General features: G+C 71.5%; 20 protein-coding genes. 7 read left to right on the top strand and 13 right to left on the bottom strand.

The features are described from left to right. The 3 genes from DLJ59_RS21735 to DLJ59_RS21725 all read right to left on the bottom strand — a co-directional run. A partial coding sequence (locus DLJ59_RS21735) for a metallophosphoesterase (RefSeq protein WP_124774470.1) occupies window positions 1-1,530 on the bottom strand: 1,530 nt, incomplete at its 3' end. Window positions 1,531-1,590: 60 nt separating this feature from the next. Then, entirely contained in the window at window positions 1,591-2,763 is a 1,173-nt protein-coding gene (locus DLJ59_RS21730; protein WP_124774469.1) for a PQQ-dependent sugar dehydrogenase, read from the bottom strand. Window positions 2,764-2,855: 92 nt separating this feature from the next. Further along, a complete protein-coding gene (locus tag DLJ59_RS21725) occupies window positions 2,856-4,673 on the bottom strand; it encodes a SpoIIE family protein phosphatase (RefSeq protein ID WP_124774468.1) in 1,818 nt (605 codons plus the stop codon). A gap of 185 nt (window positions 4,674-4,858) precedes the next feature. Here DLJ59_RS21725 and DLJ59_RS21720 point away from each other — a divergent pair, with 185 nt between their 5' ends. Continuing rightward, entirely contained in the window at window positions 4,859-5,785 is a 927-nt protein-coding gene (locus tag DLJ59_RS21720; protein ID WP_124774467.1) for a 2-hydroxyacid dehydrogenase, read from the top strand. Here DLJ59_RS21720 and DLJ59_RS21715 read toward each other — a convergent pair. Continuing rightward, complete coding sequence (locus tag DLJ59_RS21715) at window positions 5,779-6,171, bottom strand: PH domain-containing protein (protein ID WP_124774466.1); 393 nt, start codon at window positions 6,169-6,171, stop codon at window positions 5,779-5,781. The two genes, DLJ59_RS21720 and DLJ59_RS21715, sit on opposite strands and share 7 nt — an antisense overlap. A 217-nt stretch (window positions 6,172-6,388) precedes the next feature. Here DLJ59_RS21715 and DLJ59_RS21710 point away from each other — a divergent pair, with 217 nt between their 5' ends. After that, window positions 6,389-8,761: a GGDEF domain-containing phosphodiesterase gene (locus tag DLJ59_RS21710; protein ID WP_244236161.1), complete on the top strand. Its 2,373-nt coding sequence runs from the start codon at window positions 6,389-6,391 to the stop codon at window positions 8,759-8,761. A gap of 19 nt (window positions 8,762-8,780) precedes the next feature. On the opposite strand, the gene DLJ59_RS21705 is transcribed toward DLJ59_RS21710, so the two are convergent. Further along, window positions 8,781-9,800, bottom strand: coding sequence for a LacI family DNA-binding transcriptional regulator (locus DLJ59_RS21705; protein WP_124774464.1), 1,020 nt, complete (start codon window positions 9,798-9,800; stop codon window positions 8,781-8,783). Window positions 9,801-9,952: 152 nt separating this feature from the next. Between DLJ59_RS21705 and DLJ59_RS21700 the strand changes: the two genes are divergently transcribed. From DLJ59_RS21700 to DLJ59_RS21690, 3 genes are all read left to right on the top strand, one after another. After that, on the top strand, window positions 9,953-12,394 hold the full coding sequence (locus DLJ59_RS21700; RefSeq protein WP_124774463.1) for a glycoside hydrolase family 2 protein: 2,442 nt from the start codon (window positions 9,953-9,955) through the stop codon (window positions 12,392-12,394). A gap of 107 nt (window positions 12,395-12,501) precedes the next feature. Continuing rightward, window positions 12,502-12,840 (top strand): ArsR/SmtB family transcription factor, encoded by a 339-nt coding sequence (locus tag DLJ59_RS21695; protein WP_112604395.1) that lies wholly within the window; start codon window positions 12,502-12,504, stop codon window positions 12,838-12,840. Beyond that, entirely contained in the window at window positions 12,837-14,528 is a 1,692-nt protein-coding gene (locus tag DLJ59_RS21690) for a SulP family inorganic anion transporter (RefSeq protein ID WP_124774462.1), read from the top strand. Before DLJ59_RS21695 ends, DLJ59_RS21690 begins: the two co-directional genes overlap by 4 nt. A 71-nt stretch (window positions 14,529-14,599) precedes the next feature. Here the strand turns inward: DLJ59_RS21690 and DLJ59_RS21685 are convergent, their stop codons facing one another. The 4 genes from DLJ59_RS21685 to DLJ59_RS21670 all read right to left on the bottom strand — a co-directional run bounded on the left by DLJ59_RS21685 (window position 14,600) and on the right by DLJ59_RS21670 (window position 17,991). Continuing rightward, window positions 14,600-15,997, bottom strand: a complete 1,398-nt coding sequence (locus DLJ59_RS21685; RefSeq protein WP_124774461.1) for a stress response protein — start codon at window positions 15,995-15,997, stop codon at window positions 14,600-14,602. 292 nt (window positions 15,998-16,289) lie between these two features. Beyond that, window positions 16,290-16,553: a hypothetical protein gene (locus tag DLJ59_RS21680; protein ID WP_124774460.1), complete on the bottom strand. Its 264-nt coding sequence runs from the start codon at window positions 16,551-16,553 to the stop codon at window positions 16,290-16,292. Window positions 16,554-16,644: 91 nt separating this feature from the next. Continuing rightward, a complete protein-coding gene (locus DLJ59_RS21675) occupies window positions 16,645-17,076 on the bottom strand; it encodes a hypothetical protein (RefSeq protein ID WP_244236160.1) in 432 nt (143 codons plus the stop codon). A 654-nt stretch (window positions 17,077-17,730) separates the two neighbouring features. After that, window positions 17,731-17,991: a hypothetical protein gene (locus DLJ59_RS21670; RefSeq protein ID WP_124774459.1), complete on the bottom strand. Its 261-nt coding sequence runs from the start codon at window positions 17,989-17,991 to the stop codon at window positions 17,731-17,733. A gap of 416 nt (window positions 17,992-18,407) precedes the next feature. Between DLJ59_RS21670 and DLJ59_RS21665 the strand changes: the two genes are divergently transcribed. Next, window positions 18,408-18,944 (top strand): hypothetical protein, encoded by a 537-nt coding sequence (locus DLJ59_RS21665; RefSeq protein WP_124774458.1) that lies wholly within the window; start codon window positions 18,408-18,410, stop codon window positions 18,942-18,944. 141 nt (window positions 18,945-19,085) lie between these two features. Next, window positions 19,086-19,613: a hypothetical protein gene (locus tag DLJ59_RS21660; RefSeq protein ID WP_124774457.1), complete on the top strand. Its 528-nt coding sequence runs from the start codon at window positions 19,086-19,088 to the stop codon at window positions 19,611-19,613. 102 nt (window positions 19,614-19,715) lie between these two features. Here the strand turns inward: DLJ59_RS21660 and DLJ59_RS21655 are convergent, their stop codons facing one another. Genes DLJ59_RS21655 through DLJ59_RS21640 form a run of 4 tightly spaced genes read right to left on the bottom strand, consistent with a single transcriptional unit; the run spans window position 19,716 to window position 22,982 of the window. Continuing rightward, window positions 19,716-20,459 carry a copper homeostasis protein CutC gene (locus DLJ59_RS21655; protein WP_124774456.1) on the bottom strand — a complete coding sequence of 248 codons (744 nt, stop codon included), beginning with the start codon at window positions 20,457-20,459 and terminating at the stop codon, window positions 19,716-19,718. A gap of 56 nt (window positions 20,460-20,515) precedes the next feature. Further along, window positions 20,516-21,475, bottom strand: coding sequence for an asparaginase (locus DLJ59_RS21650; RefSeq protein WP_124774455.1), 960 nt, complete (start codon window positions 21,473-21,475; stop codon window positions 20,516-20,518). Beyond that, window positions 21,472-22,341: an amino acid ABC transporter permease gene (locus DLJ59_RS21645; protein ID WP_124774454.1), complete on the bottom strand. Its 870-nt coding sequence runs from the start codon at window positions 22,339-22,341 to the stop codon at window positions 21,472-21,474. The genes DLJ59_RS21650 and DLJ59_RS21645 overlap by 4 nt, the downstream gene beginning before the upstream one ends. After that, entirely contained in the window at window positions 22,338-22,982 is a 645-nt protein-coding gene (locus tag DLJ59_RS21640; protein ID WP_030337216.1) for an amino acid ABC transporter permease, read from the bottom strand. Before DLJ59_RS21640 ends, DLJ59_RS21645 begins: the two co-directional genes overlap by 4 nt. Window positions 22,983-22,987: the final 5 nt, after the last annotated feature.

The raw sequence follows: 22,987 nt of genomic DNA, 5'->3' as shown, positions 1-22,987 counted from the left end.
GGCGGTCGGGTTCTCCACCAGGCGTCGTTCCAGGTTGACCTGCGCCTGCCCGGTGCCGCCGACGGTGATCGTGTCGTACGCCTGGAGCATCTTCTGCTCGTCGAAGTAGAGCACGCTCATCGACAGCGGGGTGGGCTTCTCGCCCTCCAGGCCGCGCAGCCCGGCACCGCCGGTGGACCCCTCCACCATCAGCGTGGTGGGCTGCTGCCCTGGTGTCTCCGGCAGCTTGGAGATCTGCCGGGCGTGGGTGTGCCCGGCCAGCACCAGCGGGCAGGTGCCGGCGAGTGGCCCGGCCGACGCCGGGTCGTGCACCAGGGCGATGTTGACCGGTCGGGGTGAGCTGCGGATCGTCGCGGCGAGCTGATTGCCGGCCCCGATCACCTGGTCGGCCACCTGCTGGGTCAGGCCGCTGCCGGCGGGGGAGGTGTTCTTGTCGGGGGTGAAGCGCGGGTCGCCGATGCCGGCGATGGTCAGCCCGGCGACCGTGGTGGTGGTGTTGTTCAGCACTATCGCGTTCGGCTGGCGGGCCACCGCGGCGGCGGTCTTGCCGGAGTCGTGGTTGCCCCGGATGAAGACGTACGGCTTCTTCAGCAGGCCGATCGACGCGACGAAGGAGGCTTCCGGTTCGCTGCCCCAGTCGGTGATGTCCCCGGTGTCGATCACCACGTCGATGCCGAACTGCTCCACCACCGTCCGGATCAGCTGCCAGCCGGTCGGGTTGAGGTGCATGTCGGAGACGTGCAGCACCCGCGTGGTGCCCGGTGTCGGTTCCAACAGTGGCAGCGCCGAGACGGTGGTGTAGAGCTGGCTGACGTTGCCGACCAGGCGCTGCAACTGCTCCGCGTACTTGCTGTAGTCGTTGGCGATCCGGCGGGCGTCACCGACGATGGCCGGCGCGTTGACCAGCAGCCCCTCGTAGCGTGGTTCCTCGATGGCCTGCGGACGAAGGGTCGCCGCCGCCGTGCCGAGGCTGCCGGCGGTGACCAGCAGTGCCAGCCCACCCGCCCAGGCGGTACGCCGAACGTTGCGGAAGATCAGCCCGGCCAGGATCAACGTGACCAGCACTGACGCGCCGAGGGTACGCAGGCCGAGGCGCATCACCCCGGAGCGCACGTCCTCCACGGCGCTCTGGCTGGCCCGGCTGATGCTGGCCGGGTCGTCGATCAGCGCCTCGGTGCGCCCCTGGTCGAGCGCGCCCAGCCGGACGGTGAGGTGGGTCGGCCCGTCATGGCTGTCGAGCAGCAGCGCGCCGAGCGGCGGGATGTCGACGGTGGTGCCGCCGTCCCGGGCGGGGGAGATGCTGAGGTTGGCCCGGAACGGGCCGATGTCGGTGCTCACCTGGCCACCGGCCAGCACCCCGAGCACCGCTCCGGCGAGGGCCACGGCGAGGACGGCGACGATCAGCCCGACGCGGCGCAGCGGGCCGGCGGCACCGGCCCACCAACCCGTCGGGCGCGGCTGGTCCTCGCCGGTCACCGGGTCGTCCCGGTCATCGGCGTCGTCGTGCCGGTCGTCGTGTTGGCCGTCCATGCTGAAAGTCTGACCTGCCCATCAGAAGATCTTGATAAACCTGAACGGATGGTGACGAAATCAGCTGCGCCCGCCGTCACCGCCCGCGAAGACCACCCGCAGCAGCCGGTCGTCGTCGCCGGCCGGGTTGCCCCGCCCGTCGTGGTTGGAGGTGCTCACCCAGAGCGACCCGTCCGGTGCCGCGGCCACCGCGCGTAGCCGACCGTAGCGGTTGGTGAGCAGCTCACTGGGCTGACCGAGCAGCGTGCCGGTGTCGGTCAGCTCCATCACCCAGAGGCGCTTGCCGCGCAGGCAACCGGTGACCAGCAGCCTCTCCGTGGCGGCCAGACCGGAGCAGGACGCGTCCGAGGTCGCCCACTGCGCGATCGGGTCGGTGAACCGCTTGTCGCCGGCCTGACCCTCGACCTCCGGCCAGCCGTAGTTGCCGCCCTTGGTGATCTGGTTGATCTCGTCCCAGGTGTTCTGGCCGAACTCGACGGCGTACATCCGCTTCGCGGCGTCCCAGGCGAAACCCTGCACGTTGCGGTGCCCCATCGACCAGACCGGCGAGTTGGGGTACGGATTGCCGGCGGCGGGCTTGCCCTCCGGGTTGATCCGGAGGATCTTGCCGCCGAGGCTCTTCACATCCTGCGAGAGCGGGCGCTGACCGGCGTCACCAGTGCTGACGTAGAGCTGCTTGTCCGGGCCGAAGCCCAGCCCACCGCCGTTGTGCACATTGGCTTTGGGAATGCCGGTGAGGATCGGGGTGGCCGGCCCGCCGAGTTGCAGCCGGGCGACCCGGTTGTCCCGCTCGGCGGTGTAGTAGACGAACAGCGTCCGGTCCCGGGCGTAGTCGGGGGAGACGGCGATGCCGAGCAGGCCACCCTCGCCCGCCGCCGCCACGTCGGGGATGGTCTGCACCGGTCGGACCCGCAGCCCGTCCGGCCCGGACTCGGGCCCGACCTGCAGGATCCGGCCGTTGTCCCGCTCGGTGACCAGCGCGCCGCCGTCCGGCAGGAAGGCAATGGCCCAGGGCACCCGCAGACCCTTGGCCAGCACGGTCGCCACCGCCTGCTGGCTGGCACCGCCGGGGCTCGCCGCCACGGACGGGGTCGGCAGGTTGGGCGGTTCGCCGGCCGGGTCGGGCTCCGGCTCACCGAAACTGCAACCGGCGGTGAACAGCAGAGCCGCGCAGGACGCCGCGACGGCCACCCGGAGGCGGCGGATGCGAGGGTACGGGGGACGGGCGCTCACCCGGCCCAGGGTAGCCCGCCGGGCGGCCCGGCCGGGCCCGTCGAGATCCAACGGGTGCCAACGGACCCGCTCGACGCGCCCCGGTGGGCCGGTCACCGTGCCCGTACGGCCAGCAACGCGGTGTCGTCCTCACGGTGCCGGATCGAGGCGAGCAGCAGGTCGCACAGGTCGTCGAGGGGCAGCGTGTGGGTGCCGGACAGCCGGCCCATCAGCTCGACCAACCCGTCGTCGATGGAGCGGTCCCGTCGTTCGATCAACCCGTCGGTGTAGAGCAGCAGGGTGTCACCGGTGGCCAGGCTGGTCGAGTGGCTGCTCCGCCGCGACGGGCGGGCCAGGCCGAGCAGCGGCTCCGGCGTCGCCGCCAGGACCTCGACCGCCCCGCCGACGCGGACCACCAGGGCCGGCGGGTGCCCGGCGTTGGACCAGGTCACCTCGCGCACACCGGCGCGCTGCGGACAGATCCGGACCAGCGTCGCGGTGGCGGCGATCGGCAGCCGCAGGCCTCGGATGGCGCCATCCAGGTCGCTCAGCAGTGACCCGACCGCGTCCGGGCGGCCGAAGGCGTTGCCCCGCACCAGGTTGCGCAGCTGGCCCATGGTCGCCGCAGCCTCGATGTCGTGCCCGGCCACGTCCCCGATCGCCGCGATCAGGTCGCCGTCGGGCTGCATGAAGGCGTCGTACCAGTCACCGCCCACCTCCACCCGGTCGGCTGCCGGCTGGTAGCGGGCCGCCAGCTCCAGCTCCGCCACCACCGGCAGCCGGGGCAACATGCTGTGTTGCAGCACCTCGGCGACGTGCCGCTGCTCGCCGTACATCGAACTGTTGCCGACTGCCTGGCCGGCCCGGCGGCCGATGTCGACAGCGGTGAGCAGGTCCCGGTCGTCGAACTGCTGACGTTGGCCGCCGTTGACGAGGGTGATCGCCCCGAGCACCGTGCCGCCGACGCCCCGCACCGGAACGCTCAGGTAGGAGGCGATGCCCAGCCGGGCCGCGATCGTCGCCATCTCCGGATGGGTGGTGCCCCGCTCCACGTCGGCCAGGGACGCCACGCTGCCGAGCCGGGGCTGGCCGGTCCGGAGCACCGCTCGGATGATCGAATCAGGGCTCAGCCCGGTGCGTAGCAGCTCAGCGAAGCGGTCGACGTCCACCGCGCGGGCCGGGTCCCGGTGCACCGAGACCACCTCGCGGGGCAGACCGGTCGGCCCGATCAGGGTGAGCAGGCACCAGTCGGCCAGCAACGGCACCATGGTGGCGGCGAGCCGGCGCAGCGCGGTGCCCACGTCGAGGGTGTCGGCCAGCGTCTCGCTCACCCCGGCCAGCAGCTCCAACCGCTCATGCGCCTGCACGACCCGCCGCCGCGCCTCCTGCGCGCCGTCGAGGGCGATCCGCAGTCGCAGCTCCGACGAGCAGGCGGCGGCCAGGTCGGCCAAGGTCCGCAGCTGCGCAGCCGTCCAGTCGCGGGGCTTGCTGTCGATGGCGCAGAGCGAGCCGAGCACCCGGCCGGAGAGGTCGGTCAGCGGCATCCCGGCGTACGCGACCACGCCGAGGTCGTCGATGGCCAGGTTGTCCCGGACGCGGGGGTAGAGCCTGGCGTCCGGCAGCACCATCGGCACCTCGATGTCCACCACGTGCTGACAGAACGAGTGACTCAGCGGGGTCTGTCGGTGCTCCGACCAGGGCTCCGGCAGACCGACCGCGCCCGGGAAGAACTGCCGGTCGGCGGAGACCAGCGAGACCAGCGCGACCGGCACGTCCAACAGATCGCTGACCAGCCGGGCGAACCGGTCGAACGCTTCGTCCGGAGCGGCGTCCAGCCCGGTGTCGGCGAGCGCGCGCAACCGCGCCGGGTCGCCGAGCACCGAGGGGGGCGCAATCGAACGCCGGGCGGAGGCGGGGGAGCCGTCGATCATCGTGCACCTGTCTGCCGGGCGGAGGCGGACCGGCCCTCCGACCCTTCCTTATACCTCGCGGGGGACTGGTTGGAACATCGCTGTGCTGAGTCTCGCCCGCCGCGGCCGTGTGCGCCATCGCCCGGGGTGCCGGTTCGCCGCCGTGCCCGCACCCTCCGCGCCGACGGGGACTATCGTCGGCGGACGTGAAGGTATGGATTCCGCACCAGGCCGGCCTGAACCTCCTGGGCGAGCTGCCCCCGGACGTGACCGTGGAGGTCTTCGAGCACACCGACCGGATGCCGTCCGAGGCGGCGGATGTCCGCTTCTGGGTGCCGCCGTTCCTGGGTGGCTCGGACGGGACGGCGGTGCTGCGTGAGCTGCCCGACCTGGCGGTGGTGCAGTTGCTCTCGGCCGGGGCGGACGCCTGGGCCGGTCGGACCCCGCCGGCTGTCACGCTCTGCGACGCCCGGGGCGTGCACGACCCCTCCACCGCCGAGTGGGTCGTCACCGCGATCCTCGCCCAGCTCCGGGCGTTCCCGGCGTTCGTCCGCGCCCAGGCCGAGCGGCGCTGGGCGAACGCGGAGAACGCCCCGACCGACGAGCTGACCGGCAAGCGGGTGCTCATCATCGGCGCCGGCTCGATCGGCACCGCGGTGCGCGACCGGCTCGCCCCCTTCGACGTGAGCTTCACCCTGGTCGCCAGGACGGCCCGGCCGGAGCAGGGGGTGCACGCCGTCGAGGAGCTGCCCCGGCTGCTGCCCGAGGCGGACGTGGTGGTGGTGCTGGTGCCGCTCACCGACCAGACCCGTGGGCTGATCGACAAGGCGTTCCTGGCCGCGATGGCGGACGGGGCCCTGTTGGTCAACGCCGCCCGGGGGCCGGTGGCGCAGACCGAGGCGCTCGTCGCCGAGCTGGGCACCGGTCGGATCTCGGCGGCGCTGGACGTCACCGATCCGGAGCCGCTGCCCGCCGACTCCCCGCTCTGGACCATGCCGAACGTGCTGCTCACCCCGCACGTGGCCGGGTCGGTGCGGGGTTTGCTGCCGCGGGCCTACCGACTGGTGGGCGACCAGGTACGCCGGTTCGCCGCCGGGCAACCGCTGATCAACAGGGTGGTCGACGGCTACTGACCGGGCGCGTCCAGCCCAGCGTCAGGCAGTGGCTGGCCGGTTGCCGCGACCAGCTGAGGCAGATCTGCCCCACGGACGGCCGGCAGGGTGACCTGCTGGCCGTCGTCGAGCCGGGCGACCGCGCGCCCACGCTGGTCGGTGCTCAGCTCCAGGACCTGGTCCCAGTCGATCCGTCGTTGCCCAACCAACGCCCGAAGGCGCAGCCCTCGCGCGTCGGCGTCGGTGCCGGCCCGCCAGGCCCACACCGCGACGGCGAGCGGGACGAGCAGCACCGGCAGCAGGTAGGCCCGGGCGTTGGCCAGCGGCAGGGCGCCGACGAAGGCGATGATCGCGGCCACCAGGATGGCTTGGTTGTACCGGAAGCGGACCGTGTCGGGCTTACTCACCCTCCGATGATCCCACTTCCGGTCGTTTCGACTCGCGGCGGGCGGTGCCAGCAGCCTGGGGCACACCGTACAGTGACACGGGTCGTTGTTTTCCCTGAGTAACCGGCAAGTAACCAGTTTGGCCGTCCATCGTTGTCAATCGTGGACAGCGGATTCGCAACGTCCGATGTCCCGCACCGCCGCACCGCCCCCGTGCCCCCTCACGAAGGCGCCCGCCGTGCTCCTCGCGTACCCGCTCCGCGTCCTGATTCCCCGCCGTGCGGCACCGGAGGCCGCCACGTGCGCGGCGGTGGCGCTGCTCCTCCTCGCCGGTGCCGCCGACCTAGTCCCGGCCTCGGTGGTGATCGCGCTGGCCGCCGGTGCCGGCGCCACGCTCGCCGGGCTGCGACTCTCCCGGCTGGCCACCCGGCGCGGCACCGACCCGACACCGCGTGCGGCGGGCGTGCTGCTCGACGCGGCGGTGGTGGCGGCCGGTCTCACCGCCGTCGTGCTGCCCCTGGCAGACATCGGGCAGACCCGCGCCGTGCTGATCGGGTCGCTGATCGTGGCGGCCCTCGCGGCGAGCGGTCTGTACCGACTCCCCGGCCGCTCGTGGCCGGCGACCTCCGTCTGGTTGCGCGGGCTGGTCGACTCGACCGGCCCGGCCGTCGGTCTGGCCCTCGCCGGCTGGCTGCTGCTGCCCGAGGACGGCCTGCCGGCTGCGGTTCGGCTGGGTTGCGCGCTGACCCTCGGCGGGTTGGGCATGGCCGCGCTGAACGCGTTCGCGGGGCCGCGGCGGCGCTCGGGTGCGGCGGTCTGCCGGGGTGGCGTCCTGCTCACCCTCGGCGGGCTGGTGCTGCTGGCCGCGTTGCCGTCCGCACCGGCCGGGCGGCTGGCCCTGCTGGCCGTACCCCCGTTGGTGTTCGGAATGCTGCTCGTCGCGGTCGGCGCCGCGGCTGCGGCGCACCACGCGGAGCCAGCCGAGCCGGTCGCGGCGGCCTGGCCTCGGGCGGTGCTCCCCGCGGCGGTGCTGCTGCTGGCGTCGGGTCTGCACCTGGGCGCCGGCCGCGCACCGGACCGGACGAGCGTGCTGTTGGCCCTGGCGGCGGTGCCGCCCCTGGTGCTGCGCGAGCTGTTGCGCGCGGGTGAAACGCCCACGTCCGTTCGGCGGGCCGCCCATCGCCGGCCGCCCGGTCGGTCGCTGCGGCACCGCCGTGCGGGCCCGGCAGGCTGGTCGGGCACGCCGGAGCCGCCCGAGCGTGGCCCCGACTCCCCGGACGGCGCGGGCCCCGCGACCGGCGCCGGCTCGACCTGGTCGCCTGATCACAATCCCGCGTGGCCGGGGCTCGACCGCCGGCCCGTCGCGGCGGCGGGCGGCACGCCCGGCGACCGGGCTGCCCTGCTGGACGCCCTGGCCGCGATCGGCGACGTTCCGGTGCCGGCCGGCGCGCTGCTCCTGGTCGACCTGCACGGCGCCGAAGGGGCCGGCCCGGCGGCCCGGGAGGACGTGCTGGCCGAGGCGGTGCACCGGGCTCGCGCGGTCATCGCCCCCGACGATCTGGTCGCCGGGTGCGCGGGTACCGGGTTCGCGGTGGTCACCGCCGCCGGCCCGGTGCTGGCGTACGCGCTGGGCACCCGACTGTTGAGCGCGCTCAGTCCGCCCTACCGGCTGGCTGGCGCGATGCTGCGCGTGCAGACGAGCATCGGCCTGGCCGAGGTGAGCGGTGCCGGGCCGGCGGACGTGCTCCGGCAGGCCGAGCTGGCCCGGCGGCGGGCCGTGCAGCTGGGCCGGGACCGGGTGGAGTGGTACGACGCGTTCCTGGAGGAACAGCTGGTGCGCCGGCTCGACCTGGAGCGCGAGCTGCCCGGTGCGGTGGCGCGCGGCGAACTGGATCTCGTCTACCAGCCGGTGGTCGACCTGGCCGACTTGCAGCCGGTGGGTGCGGAGGCGCTGCTGCGGTGGCGCAGCCCGGTGCTCGGCACTGTGCTTCCGGGCGAGTTGCTGCCGGTCGCCGAGGATCTGGACCTGGTCGGTGAGTTGGAGTGGTGGGTGCTGGACCGGGCCTGCCGGCAGTTGTCCGACTGGTCGGTGGGTGCCCGGGAGCTGTGGATGGCGGTCAACGTCACGACCCGGGAGCTGACCACTCCCGACTTCGTCCAGCGCCTCGCGGCCGTGCTGGCCGCGTACGGGGTGCCGCCGGAGCGGCTGGTGGTGGAGGTGAGCGAGCCGAGGGTGGCCGGTGACCTGCCGACCGTGGTGGCTCGGATGGCCGGGCTCCGGTCGCTGGGCGTGCGCACCGCGTTGGACGATTTCCGGGCTGAGCACGCCTCCCTGGCTCAGCTTCGCCGCCTGCCGATCGACCTGCTCAAGGTGGGCCCGGAGCTGGTGGGCGCACGGTCGGACGGGCAGCCACCGCTGATCGATGTGGTGGTCAACGTGGGCGAGAGGCTGGGCGTCGAGGTCGTCGCCGAGGAACTGGAGTCGTCGACCCAGGTCGAGGGGGCACGCCGGGGTGGTTGCCGGTACGGGCAGGGGTTCGCGTTGGCCCGTCCGGCGACGGCCGAGCGGGTCGAGGCGTACTTCGAGGAGTTTCCCTCAGCGTCCCGCTGAAACGCGTAGGTTAACCGGTTCACCTGCTCCGCGGTGGTGCGGTGCTGCCGCGCGGGGTGAGGTGGGGCGTCTCATCCTGCACGCGGCCGGCCGGCTGCCCGGCGACGACGGCGAGCAGTTGCCGGGCGGCGTGCGCGCCGTACGCGGGGATGTCCCGACCCAGCGCCGTCAGGGGCGGGTGCACCAGGCGGCACAGCGGTGAGTCGTCCCAGGCCACGATGGACAGATCGCCGGGCACGGTCAGGCCCATCTCCTGCGCGACGGAGAGCCCGGCGATGGCCATCACGTCGTTGTCGTAGATGACCGCGGTGGGCCGTTGGGCCGAGCTGAGCAGGCGGCGGGTGGCCCGGCCGCCCTCCTCGCCGGTGTAGTCGGACCACACGGTGACCGCGTCGACCAGGTCGAGTCGTTGGCGGACCGCCGTGAAGGCGTCGGTGCGGATCTCGGTGTGCCGCAGGTCGGGCAGGCCGGCGACCCGGGCGATCCGCCGGTGCCCGAGCGCGACCAGGTACTCCACCGTCTCGGTCAGCGCGGCGGCGTCGTCGGACCAGACACTCGCCAGCTCACCGGTGCCGCCGGGGCCGCCGATCACCACCGCCGGCAGTTGCAGCTGTTCCAGTGCGGGGATGCGATGGTCGTCGGTGCGCAGGTCGCAGACGAGCACCCCGTCGACCCGTCGTTCGCCCCACCAGCGCCGGTAGACCGCGATCTCGGCGTCGTGGTCGGCCACCACCTGCAGGGTCAGCGCGTACGAGCGGGCGGAGAGTTCGGCTTCCACGCCGCTGATCAGCGCCATGAAGAACGGCTCGACGCCGAGTGTCCGGGCCGGTCGGCACAGGGCCAGGCCGATCGCTCCGGCGGTGGCGGCGGAGAGGGCGCGGGCCGCGCTGCTCCGGCTGAACCCGATCTCCGTGGCGATGGCCAGGATGCGCTGCCGGGTGGCCTCGGAGACACCGGGCTGCCCGTTCAACGCGTACGACACGGCACCCTTGGACACCCCCGCGCGCTGGGCGACGTCGGCAATGGTCGGCCGCTTCACCGGCGTGCTCCTTTGCTGCTGCAAACGTGTTGCTGCGGACGTGCTGCCGCGGGCGTCAACCGGCCGTTGACAGTGCGGAGGCCGAAACGTACGGTTGCCTAGCTTATCCGGTTCAGTAAACGTCCTTCGATGCGGGAAGGTGCGGTGAGGTCTTGCGCCGACAGGCACTCTACGACGGTTGGACCCTGCGAGCGGCCCCCGGAGCGCAGGTGCCCGAGGAGGTCGCCGGCCGGTCAGTGCCGGCGACCGTGCCTGGTTGCGTGCACACCGACCTGCTCGACGCCGGGCTGATCGCAGACCCCTACCTCGACGACAACGAACGGGCGGTGGCCTGGATCGGGCGCGCCGACTGGGTCTACCAGTCCACAGTCGTCCACCGGGCAGGCGACGACGACCGCGTCGACCTGGTCTGCGCCGGCCTGGACACCGTCGCCACCCTCACCCTCAACGGTGTCGAGGTCGGCCGCACCGCGAACATGCACCGCGGCTACCGGTTCGACGTCCGACCGCTGCTGCGCGACGGTGACAACGACCTGGTCGTCACCTTCGACTCCGCGTACCGCTACGCCGAGGCGCAGCAGGCGCGGCTCGGCGACCGGCCGAACGCCTACCCCGAACCGTTCCACTTCATCCGCAAGATGGCCTGCAACTTCGGCTGGGACTGGGGGCCGACAGTGGTCACCGCCGGCATCTGGCAGGAGATCAGCCTGCACGCCTGGTCGACCGCCCGGCTGGACACCGTCCGTCCACTCGTCACCATGGACGGTCGCGACGGCCGGGTCGAGCTGCACGTCGAGGTCGAGCGGGTGGTGGACGTCCCGCTGACCGTCCGCGCCGCCGTGGCCGGCACCCGCGCCGAGGTGGTCGTCCCGGCCGGGCAGCGCACCGCCGTGCTGACCCTCACCGTCCGCGAACCCGCGCTGTGGTGGCCCCGGGGGTACGGCGACCAGGCGCGTCACCCGATCGACGTGACCCTGCACGCACCGGACGGCGACATCCTGGACAGCTGGTCGCACCGGATCGGCTTCCGCTCGGTCCGCCTGGACACCACACCCGACGAGCACGGCACCCCGTTCTCGTTGGTTGTCAACGACACCCCTGTCTTCGTCCGCGGCGTCAACTGGATCCCGGACGACGCGTTCCCCACCCGGGTCACCCGGGACCGGCTGGCCGAGCGGTTCGACCAGGCCGTCGCCGCGAACGTCAACCTGCTGCGGGTCTGGGGCGGTGGCCGGTACGAGTCGGCGGACTTCTACGACCTCGCCGACGAGCGCGGACTCCTCGTCCAGCAGGACTTCCTCTTCGCGTGCGCCGCGTACCCGGAGGAGGAACCGTTCGGCACCGAGGTCGCCGCCGAGGCCGCCGAGCAGGTGACCCGGCTCGCTCCGTACCCGTCGCTGGTGCTCTGGACCGGCAACAACGAGAACATCTGGGGCTGGCACGACTGGGACTGGCAGCCGGCCCTCGCCGGGCGCACCTGGGGACGTGGCTACTACCTCGACGTGCTGCCCCGGATCGTCGGCGAACTGGACCCGACCCGCCCGTACTGGCCGGGCAGCCCCTGGTCGGGCAGCGAGACGATCCACCCCAACGACCCGGCGCACGGCACCACCCACATCTGGGACGTGTGGAACACCGACGACTACACCAAATACCGGGAGTGGGTGCCGCGCTTCGTCGCCGAGTTCGGCTACCAGGCCCCACCGGCGTACGCCACGCTGCGCCGGTCCATCTCGGACGAACCGCTGGCCCACGACTCACCGGGCATGGCACACCACCAGAAGGCGGCCGACGGGGACGCGAAGCTGCAACGCGGCCTGGACGCGCACCTGCCGTCGCCCGCGGACTTCGACGACTGGCACTACCTCACCCAGCTCAACCAGGCCCGCGCCATCCAGCTCGGGGTGGAACACTTCCGCTCCCACCGGGGCGTCTGCGCCGGCACCATCGTGTGGCAACTCAACGACTGCTGGCCGGTGACCTCCTGGTCGGCAGTCGACGGCGACGGCCGCCGCAAACCCCTGTGGTACGCGCTGCGCCACGCGTACGCCGACCGGCTCCTCACCGTGCAGCCCCGCGACGGCGGCCTGGCGCTGGTCGCGGTCAACGAAACCGCAGAGGCATGGGCCGCGCCCGCTGCTGTCACCCGGTTCACGCTCACCGGGGAGCCGAGGGCGAAGACCTCGGTGGACCTCGACGTCCCGGCGTACTCCTCGGTGGTGCTGGCGCTGCCGGCGGACCTGACGCGGCCGGACGAAGGTCGTCGCGAGTTGCTGGTCGCGGAGGCCGGTGACACTGCTGAGCGCGCCCTGTGGTTCTTCGCCGAGGACCGGGACGTGGACTGGCCGGCGGCGGCCTGGGACGCGACGGTCGAGCCGGTCGACGGCGGTCAGCGGGTCCGGGTCACGGCCCGCACGGTGCTGCGCGACCTGACGCTCTTCCCGGACCGCCTCGATCCGGCGGCATCCGCGGACAAGGCGCTGGTCACCCTGTTGCCCGGCGAGTCGACCACCTTCACCGTGCAGGCGGACGCGCCGCTGGACGACCGGGCGCTGACCACCCGCCCGGTGCTGCGCTGCGTCAACGACATCTGACGGGGGACTCCCCGCCGACGACGTGGGCGGACGGTCGCACCGTCGCACCCACCGATTGAAGACTTCTTCAAGTGCTAAAGTCTTCGTATCGATCGGGGAGGGTGTTCATGTCGGTCCCGCTGTACCAGGCGAAGGCGGAACTCTTCCGCACCCTCGGGCACCCGGTGCGCATCCGGGTCCTCGAACTGCTCCAGGACGGCCCGAAGCCGGTCCGCGACCTGCTCGCCGTCATCGAGGTCGAGGCCTCCAACCTCTCCCAGCAACTCGCCGTGCTGCGCCGCGCCGGGATGGTCACCTCACACCGCGACGGTCCCCTCGTCATGTACGCGCTCAGCACCCCGGACGTGGCGGACCTGCTGGCCGCCGGGCGTCGGATCCTCGGCGCGGTCCTCACCGACCGGGACGGACTCCTCGGTGAGCTGCGCGCCACCGGCGCGGACAGGTGAGCGGCGCCATCCCGGTGGCCCGAGAGCGGCTTCTCGGCCTGCTGCCCGGCCGGGCCGACTGGGCAGCGGTCCACCGCTCACCGCGTCGCGACCTGCTGGCCGGGCTCACCGTGGCAGTGGTGGCGCTGCCGCTGGCCCTGGCGTTCGGCGTCACCTCCGGCCTGGGCGCCCAGGCCGGATTGATCACCGCGGTGATCGCCGGCGCGGTGGCCGCTGTCTTCGGCGGCTCCAACCTCCAGGTCTCCGGGCCGACCGGGGCGATGACAGTGGTGCTGGTGCCGGTGGTGCAGCAGTTCGGAGCCACCGGCGTGCTCATGGTCGGGGCGATGGCCGGCCTCGTGCTGATCGCGCTCGCCCTGGCCCGCCTGGGCCGGTACGTCCGCTACCTGCCCACCCCGGTGTTGGAGGGTTTCACCGCCGGCATCGCCGTGGTCATCGCACTGCAACAGGTACCCGCCGCACTCGGCGTCAGCGACGCGCACGGGGAGAAGGTCTGGGCCGTCGCCTTCGACGCGGTCGCCCGTTTCGTCGTACACCCGCGGCCGGCCGCGCTCGCGGTGGCCCTCGCCGTCGCGGCGCTGATGCTGCTGGGTGCCCGGTGGCGACCCGGCCTGCCATTCTCCCTGCTCGGCGTCGGGGCTGCCACCGCCCTCGCCGAGCTCATCCCGGTCGATCTGGCCCGGATCGGCGCGCTGCCGCAGGGCCTGCCCGCGCCCTCGCTCAGCTTCCTCGACCTCGACGCGCTGGGCGTGCTGCTGCCCAGCGCTCTCGCCGTCGCCGCGCTCGCCGCCCTGGAGAGCCTGCTCTCCGCCACCGTCGCCGATGGCATGACCGTCGGCCAGCGGCATGACCCGGACCGGGAGTTGTTCGGTCAAGGGCTGGCCAACCTCGCCGCCCCGCTCTTCGGCGGCATCCCGGCGACCGCCGCCATCGCCCGGACAGCTGTCAACGTCCGCGCCGGGGCCGCGTCGAAGTTGGCGGCCCTCACCCACGCCGTCGCCCTCGCGGCGATCGTGCTGGCCGCCGCGCCGTTGGTCGGCCGGATCCCGCTCGCCGCCCTGGCCGGGGTGCTGCTGGCCACCACCGTCCGCATGGTGGAGGCTGGCTCGCTGTGGGCGCTGGCCCGGGCCACCCGGGGTGATGCGGTAGTGCTGGTACTCACCTTCGCCGTCACCGTGATCTGGGACCTCGTCACCGCCGTCGCGGTCGGCGTCGGCGTCGCCGTGGTGCTCGCCCTGCGCGCGGTGGCCCGCAGCGCCCGGCTGGAACAGGTGCCCCTCGACCCAGGGGAGCACAGCGCCGAGGAGTACGCGCTGCTCACCGAACACATCGTCGCGTACCGGCTGGACGGACCACTCTTCTTCGCCGCCGCCCACACCTTCCTCCTCGAACTCTCCGAGGTCACCGACGTCCGTGTCGTCATCCTGCGGATGTCCCGGGTGACCACCATGGACGCCACCGGTGCGCACGTCCTCGGCGACGCGATCCGGCGGCTACGCGGACGCGGAATCATCGTCCTGCTCTCCGGCATCACCCCCGCCCACGACCAGGTCCTCGCCACCCTCGGAGTCGCTGACGACCTACGTCGCGAGGAACTGCTCTTCCCGGACACCCCCGCCGCCATCCGGTACGCCCGCGCGGTCGCGCTTTCCGCGGTAGGCCAGCCGAGGGTCGTACCCGCCGACTGAGCGTTACGGCCGTTCGGCTCAGGTCGTGCTTCGCGCCGAAGGCCTGAGGTATGGGGTTCACCGGGTTCGGATCACTGCTCCGAGTGACTGCCAACCGCAGAGCTGCTGTCCCGCGCCGCCGGCGTATCGAACTCCGGGCTGTCCTGGGACGAGATGGCGGTGGAGACGAGGCTGGCCGCGACCGGCTGCACGGGCGCCACATCTTCGGGCGTACGCAGGCGCGGCGGCGCGGGCATCCACGGCTTGAGGTTCTGGATGATCTGCTCGTAGAAATCGTCGATCGCCTGCAATACCGAATCGATGAAAGCCCCTCGCCCGCTGCCGCGCTTCGATCCCGCAGTTGTGCTCTGGGCAACCCGGAACGCCCGAAGCTCGCGGGTAGGGTCGATGATCAGCGTCATTGGCTCGGTGCGGACCTGGCGCAGGAGATCGGTCGCGCCACCGCCTCGCGCATGCATGACGAACGCCTCGATGCGAACCGTGTCCGGCGCGTCCTTCAGTTGGCGAATCAACCAGTTCACCCTCGTGGTGGGTCTACCGGTGCGAGGGGCGTCCACATCGACATGGCAGACGATCTGCCCGGCCCGCAGATCGGCCATGACCTGGAGAGGGCCGACCGCGCCAGGAATCCTGATGCTGCCGGTCAGCGTCCCGGTAGTGGAGAGTTGGTTGACCAACGCCTGGCTACGTGCGGCCGGATCGGTAAGTTCGCGGCGGCTCAGCGCAGGGGTGACATCAGTACCCAATTGCCGGCCGAGACGCAGGCAGGCGTAACGGATCAGGGCATCGAAGCGTCCGACCACCTCCGCCGCTCCGCTGTCGGTGGCCCGCAGCGTTCCTGCTGACACTCCGTCGCGCACCTGCACCCAGGCCGGGCCCATGTCGCTGAACTCCAGCGCACCGGAGCGGGGATGCTCGAGATACCTGATCAGCTCGCCCAGGATCCACGCCTGATCCTGATCAGCGACGCCGCGATACTCCTTCTGGATCACTGCTTGGGTCAGGATCTCTGTCCAGGGCAGGTGGTACAGGGCGACCTTGCGCAACTTCCGGCGATCGATCGTGGCCGGATGCTGACCCGGGACGGGGGCGATCTCGTTGGAGATCGTGACGAGGGCGTCGAAGCCCTGCTCACGGGCAATGTCCAGGTATGCCTCCAACTGCTCGGTCTTCAGCGCGTTGCTGCCGGTCTTTACCTCCACCAGCGCGGTCCACTGCCGCTGTCCTCGCGTGACGCGGATGAGACCGTCCGGAAAGTACTGCTGATTCCCGAGCTTGAATGGAACTTCGATGAAAGTTTCCACCGATCCGGCCGGTGCGCCGAGGGACTGGGTCAGGACACGCCCGAACTCCCGGACTGCGCTCATTACCGCCAGGAGGGCAGAGGTCGCTCGACGCTCCTGTTCCTCCGCTCCGTTGATGCCCGACGTAGGGATCAGGCGGGCAGCGAGCCAGGTCTCCTCAGACATGCAAGTGACTCCTCGTGAAGGCGTTGGTACGAGAAGTTACTCCCGATCCGGGACGGAAAGCGGCGTGACCGCCGGCACGTCCGAACGGAAAGAGGTGCCCAATTGGATGTCGGGGGACCCACCTGGCCGATTTCGCCTGCCTGTCGGAGACGTCGACGTCAGCAGTTCGGCCGTTGTCAGCGATTCTGTCTGGTGGCTGACTGCGGGTCACTCTGCTTCCGCGATCGCTACTGACGGCCCGCATGGAGTCGGACCGTAGTGGAGCTGGGTGCTTTGACGGCAGCGATGTTCCTCAGCCGAGGACGCTGATGTAGCGGCGTGCCGCTTCCGAGCTGCCCTGCACGAGGGTCATGGCTTCGGCCAGGCGCTGCTTGCTCTGTTCGCCTCGGGCGATGGCTTCAGTGATCGTCGGGTGGCCGGTGCCGGCGGCGATGGCGCGGAGCCGGGTCAACATCTGTTCGGTGTTGTCGGCGGCGGCCCGGATCTGGTTGATGGTGGCGTTGCCCTGCTCGGCCGCCTGCATGAGCGCCGCCTTGACTTCCTCAATGCTGGCCATGCGCCCTCCGTCTGCCGATCGCGCGACGAGTTCACGTTTGCGTGGTCGGACGGACACTATAGGAGATGAGGGCGGCACGCAGCCCCGCTGATTACAGGTATTCGGCTGCCGTTCGTTCCACGTCGGCGACGAACTCTTCAAGCTGCGTCTCGCTGAGATCGCGCTCTTCGAGCAGCTTGGCGAGGAACACGATCTGCATCTGCAGAGCGGTCTCAGGGCTGAGATTGTCGATCAGCCCCACCTCACCGAGGGCCGCGCGGACGAGCCCTTCCATCTCCAGAGTGGGCAGCGAGTCAGCAGCGGGGAACTGCGCGCGCGTCTCGGCGACGAAGCGGGCGACGTCGGTAGGGGAGTGAGTGGTGGCGAAGCGGTCGTTGACCGTGATGGCGAACGCCGCGCCGATCACCTGGTTTCCCCCGTGCCACCCCGAGGCTTCCAACCCGTCCAGGAGTTGGTCTACAGCGCCCCAGTCACGTCGTGCCATCGCGCGGATCAGGTCGCCGAACTCGGTCCGTACGCTCACGATCTCGTAACCTCGCTATTCCCTTGCGGATCGACTGAATAGAGCGGTGTACGGCAACGCCCGCCACCAGCCCCACCACGACGAGGTGTCCCGCCGCATCCGGTGCTTCGTTGAGTAGGCGCTGCCCCACGGTAGATCCGACCGCTGGCGACGTGGTGCCGGCTTGCTGAACCCCGGATGGACCATGGGGGCCTCGAATAATCTCGAATGCCTCCCTGGCCGCAGCCACGGATTTCTGAGTGTTGTCCTGGATGTCCTCAGCCTTCCTGGTCATCGTACTCAGGAACGAGGCGACATTCCGTCGTGCGGATTCGCGCTCAACAGCCTCGGCGAGCAGACCCTCGCCGGACGGCATGGCTGAGTCGGGCTGTTGCCCGGTGGAGGCTGACCCGGGAGCGACCGCGTTGGAGTAGGCGCCAACGTGGTCGGCCGCCTCAGTGATCAGGCGGGCGAGTCTGCCGGCTTTCTCAGCAGCAGTTCTGCTTTCTGTCAGAGCGCCTGTGAGCTGGGGGTGTCTGCTGCCCCGCGCCGCGCGGCTGTAGTGCGCGTGGGCTTCCTCCGCCTCCGCCTGAGCGCGTTGGGCGACGACGGCCGCACTGTGGAGGGTGTTTATGACGCTTCGTAGCTGGGCGACGACCTCGCCGAGACTTTCGCTCATCCGATCACGGCGAGGTAGGCGGCGGCATGATCCTTGGCGGCCTTGATGCGGCGAAGCACCAGCGCGACCTCGTCCACAGCTTCACGGAGTGCTTTGCGCGACTCCGCCGCCTCCCCGCGTTTGCTGTCGCGCAGGGTGGCGATTGCCAACGCGGACGCGTCGGCAAGTCTCGCACTGGCCTTCTCGATGCTCATCTGGGCTTCGTCGAGCGACTGGCTACCTCTCCGGATGGTCACCTTGACATCGCCGATGGTCACTGTCGCACGGTAGCGGACCCCGGTTGTGAAGCGCAGCCCCGCAGATGGGTGGGTGTCGCGGCGACGGCCGAGGAAGCAACCTCGACGCACTCACCGCCATTTCCCGCACTGCGGGTGCTTCCCAGCCTGAGCTCGAAGCCGGTGAAACCACGGTGTCCGTCGCGGACGCTCAGGGCGTACGTCATCGGGTCTTTGCGACCTGCCGCTCGACGGTGGCCGGCGATGTGTGCGGCACGGCGAGCACGATGGTGACTGCGCTGCCCGGCGGTGTCGGGACCGCCCGTGCCCGTCGTGAACACCACAACCCGCTGTCATCGAGCACACCTCTCAGGGCAGTATTACCGCGTCGTCGCCCGGTGGTGACAGCGCCGACAGCAGCGAAGTCCGACGTCAAACCAGCGGTATCGCGGGGAGCCATGATCACTGAACATGTCCGGGACGCGGCGGCGACGGCGTTCGTCTTCGGTTTCTTCGCCACCAGCTGGTTCGGTTGGGCGCAGGAGGCACCCCCCAAGCGGTGGCGGCCGGTGCTCATCGCCGGGTCGGTTCTTTCAGTGCTCACGGCGGCCGCCGGGGCCGTGTTCGCCGGGCGTCACTGGTCGGACGGCACGGCATTCGACGCCGACACCAGCCCTACCTTCGGCATCGTCGTCGGCATCGAGTTCGGCGTCGCTGCGATCGGTGCCGGGCTGCTCGCTCTGCTGCGGCGTAATGAGTTGGCCGCCCCCTGGGTCGCCCTCGTCGTGGGCGTGCACCTCTTCCCGGTTGCGGCGCTGATCGACTACCCGTTGATTCATCTGGTCGCTGTGCTCGTCACCGTGGTGGCGCTCGCGGCGGTACCGGTGGCCCGGGCCCGCGCCGTGGCGGTAAGCGCGGTGGTCGGGCTCGGCACCGGCGGAGTGCTCCTGGTTGCCGCGGTGTCCTCGCTGCTCATTGCCCTGTTGGCCTACTGAGCCAGGGGGGCAGGGGCGGCTGCCCGCCCTGCGCCTGGCGCACTCTCCGGTTTGACGATGGACTGTCCCGAGAGGACCTTGCTGTCGCCTTCCGGATAGCAGGGATCCCGTCGGCCGGGCGCGGCCGGTTCAATGGCGGGTATGTGGGGGATCAGCGGTAGGGCGGCAGCGAAGGCACTCATCCTGGCGGCTGTCCCCGTCGGCGCCGTCGGCTTCTTCGTCCCCGACGGGTGGGCGATCGGCGCGATCGTCGCGAACCTCGTTCTGCTCGCCGCCGGCGGTGGCCTCTGGTGGTGGGGGGACATCCGGACGCGCCTGTTCCCGAGCGGCTACTACCGCGGCCCGGAGCCCGGGGAGTATCCGGACAGGGCCGGCACCGACTTCGGGGACCCGGGGTCCACGGTATTCGCATCGCGTCGGGTTCGTCGGCATCAGCTGACGTTGTCGACGACGAGCCGGCTTCGCCGCTCCGTGATGCGGCGTTCCTTCAGCGGCGACGACGCCGGCCGTGCCAAGGACCTGACGATGGTGGCGAACACGCTGACCCAGATCCAGGGCGGGCTTCAGTCGGCACAGCGAAAGGCCAGGCGGGAACAGCTATGGTGGCTGGTCGCCGGGCTGGCGGCGTCCATCCCGATCGGCGTCGCCATCAACCTCGCCACCGGGTGACCGGAGTAGCCCGATCGACCGGCCCCATCGCGGCGCGAGCGGTGGTCACGGAGGAACGGGAAACGTCCCCCGGGACCACCGCTCGTCGACAGCGGCGGACGGTCAGGCGCGTGCGGCGGCGAGCACCTGGCCGACCAGCGCGCCCGAGGTGCCGGAGCGCTCGTACTCGGGCCGGTTCAGGCTGCCGCCCATCAGCGGCGCCAGGTTGCGGTGCACGGCCGGGCTGTCCGAGCTGACCAGGGCCGCGAAGTGGTACTCGTCGGCGCCGGTCGCCTCGACGATCCGGGCGATGTTGCGCGGGGTGATCCCACCGCCCGGCATGATGACGATCCGACCGGCGGCCCGACGCACCAGGTCGGCGATGAGCGGAGCACCTTCCAGCACGCTGACCTCCTGACCCGAGGTGAGCACCCGGTGCACGCCCAGCTCGATCAGCTGTTCCAGCGCCGCGTGCGGGTCGCGGGTCATGTCGAACGCCCGGTGGAAGGTGGTGCTGGCGTCGCCCGCGGCGGCGATCAACCGGCGGGTGGTCGGCACGTCGACGTCACCCTCGGCGGTCAGCGCGCCGATCACGATGCCGTGCGCGCCGGCCGCCACCGCGGCCCGGACGTCGCGCTCCATCGCCTCGATCTCGAACGGCGAGTAGATGAAGTCGCCGGCTCGGGGACGGACGATCACGTGTACCCGGATCCGGCTGACCGCGCGCAGGGCCGTCTCGATGGTGCCCAGGCTGGGGGTCAGCCCGCCGTCGAAGAGCGCGGAGCACAGCTCCACCCGGTCGGCGCCGGCCTCCTCGGCGGCGACCGCTCCCTCGACGCTGTCGATGCAGATCTCGAATGTGTTCATGGTTCTTCCTTTTCCGTGCGAGGCGGTGGCGCTTCGGTCCGAGACGGTGCCGTGGTTCAGTCGATGACGGCCGTGAGGGCGCCGACCGGTACGCCGCCGCCGAGCACTGGCACCTGGCGCAGCGCGTCGGCCCCGCCCACCGGTACGCCCACGGCGTCGAGGGCGGCGAGGGCGATGGCGGTGGTGGCTCGGGGCGAACCGTCGATCGCCTTCACCGCCACCGCGTGACCGTCCGGTGCGGCTACTGCGAGCACGCCCTCGGCTCCGCCCTTGGCGAGGACGCCGGGCAGTGCCCGCATCAGGTCGGTGTTCGGGTGCCCGTGCCAGCCGCCGACGTACTCCGGATGTTGACGCATGGCCTGCGCGACCAGCGCCTCGTCGCTGCCGGCGGGTGCGGTGACCAGCGCCTGGAACGTGCGGGCCAGGCCGGTGAGCGGCAGGCCGAACAGCGGTGCGCCGCAGCCGTCGACCGCGTGGTGGGCGATCGGTGCGTCGGCCAGTCGGGCGACGGTCGCGGCGGTTTCCCGTTGGAGCGGGTGGTTCGGGTCGAGGTAGTCGGCTGTGCTCCAGGACCGGGCCACACAGGCGACAAGCATCGCGGCGTGTTTGCCGGAGCAGTTCATCCGGATCCGTTCGCGCTGTCCGCTGGCGCGGATCAGTCGTTCCCGGGTCGGTTCGTCCTCCGGCCAGTCCTCCGGGCAGCCGAGCGCGTCCTCGGTCAGGCCGGCCCCGGCCAGCATCGCCCGCACCACCTCGACGTGCCGGTCGTCGCCGGTGTGGCTGCCGGCGGCGAGGGCCAGCGCCGGGCCGGCCAGTTTGTCGCCCGCCGCGATCCGGCAGGCCAGTGCCTGCACCGGCTTGAGGGTGGAGCGGGGAAGCACGGGCTCGTCGGGTACGCCGGCGGCGAGGGCGACAGTCCCGTCCGGGGCGAGCACCACGACGCTGCCGTAGTGCCGGCTCTCGACGAAGCCGTTGCGCACGACCCGGGCCAGTTCGGCGTAGCGGAAAACGGTCACCGGGGAGTGTTCCCTTCGAGGATTGGCGGGGGTAGTTCGGCGGTCCGCCGTCCGCGCCGGCCGCCGAAACGGCCGTTGCGGGCCTGGAGTACGCGGGCGAACTTCGACAGCGAGGCGTTGACCACCAGGTAGATCAGCGCCACCACCAGGAACGTCTGGATCAGCAGGTGGGTGTACGAGGAGAGCACCTGCCCGCTGTAGAGCAGCTCGGTGTAGCTGACCACGAAGCCGAGCGAGGTGTCCTTGAGCAGCCCGACCAGTTGGCTGACCAGGGACGGGGCGAGTTGGAGCAGCGCCTGTGGCAGGACCACCAGCGCCATCACCTGGCTGCGACGCAGCCCGACCGCGAGGCCGGCCTCGGTCTGCCCACGGTCCAACGCCAGGATGCCGGACCGGAAGATCTCCGCGAACGCCGCCGAGTTGGAGACCACCAACGGCACCACGAGCTTCCAGAACAGCGGGAAGTTCAGCCCGTACTGCGGCAGGGCGAACAGCGTCACGTAGATCAGCAGCAGGGTGGGGACGGTCCGGAAGATCTCCACGTACGCGCCGGCCAGCCACCGCAGCGGTCGATGCGTCGACAGTCGCCCGAGCGCCAGGAGCAGTCCGAGCGCGGCGCTGAGCACGGCGGTCGCGGCGGCGGCGCGCAGCGTGGCCCACAGGCCGTTGAGCAGGTACCGCCAGATGGGCCAGGTGGTGAAGGGTTCCCACCGGGAGGCGGCCAGTTCACCGTGGCTGGCGAACTGGTAGACGGCCGCGACCAGGGCGCCGGCCAGGAGAATGGCGCCCACCACGGTGGCGATCCGGATCCGTCGCTGGGCGCGGGGGCCGGGTTCGTCGAAGAGGATCTGTTGCGTCTTGTTCATCGGACGATCGCCAGCCTTCGTTCGAGCAGGCCGGTGACCTGACCGATGATCAGCGCCAGCAGCATGTAGGCGAGGCCGGCACCGGTGAAGACGGCGATCGGTTGGGCCTCGACCAGGTTCACGTTGTTGGCCGCCTGGGTCAGCTCGACCACGCCGACGGCGGCGGCCAGTGAGGTGTTCATCAGCAGCGCGATGCAGATGTTGCCGATCGGCTGGATCACCGCCCGGAGTCCCTGCGGCAGGATCACGTGCCGCAGGGACTGGCCGAAGGTGAGCCCGATGGCACGGGCCGCCTCGGCCTGGCCGACCCCGACCGTGTTGATTCCGGCGCGGATCGCCTCGGCCAGGTACGCCCCCTCGTAGACCGCGATGACGATCGCGGCGGAGGTGAACAGCGGGAACGTGATGCCGATGGTCGGCAGCGCGAAGACGAAGAGCACCAGCAGCGCCAGCAGCGGCAGGTTCTGGAACACCTCGACGTACGCGGTGCCGATGGCGCGCAGCAGCGGGACGGGGGCGATCCGCAGGGTGGCCACGACGATGCCGAGCAGCATCGCGCCGACGGTGGTCACGACGGTCAGTTCGACCGTCGTGACCAGGCCGTGGCCCAGCTGGCTCAGGTGGGCGGTGAGGGCTTCCATCGGTA

Origin of the sequence: Micromonospora inaquosa, from assembly GCF_003857055.1 — a bacterium.
Lineage (GTDB): Bacteria > Actinomycetota > Actinomycetes > Mycobacteriales > Micromonosporaceae > Micromonospora > Micromonospora inaquosa.
The sequence above is the reverse complement of the archived record's forward strand: the minus strand, read 5'-3'. Positions and strand labels throughout refer to the sequence as shown.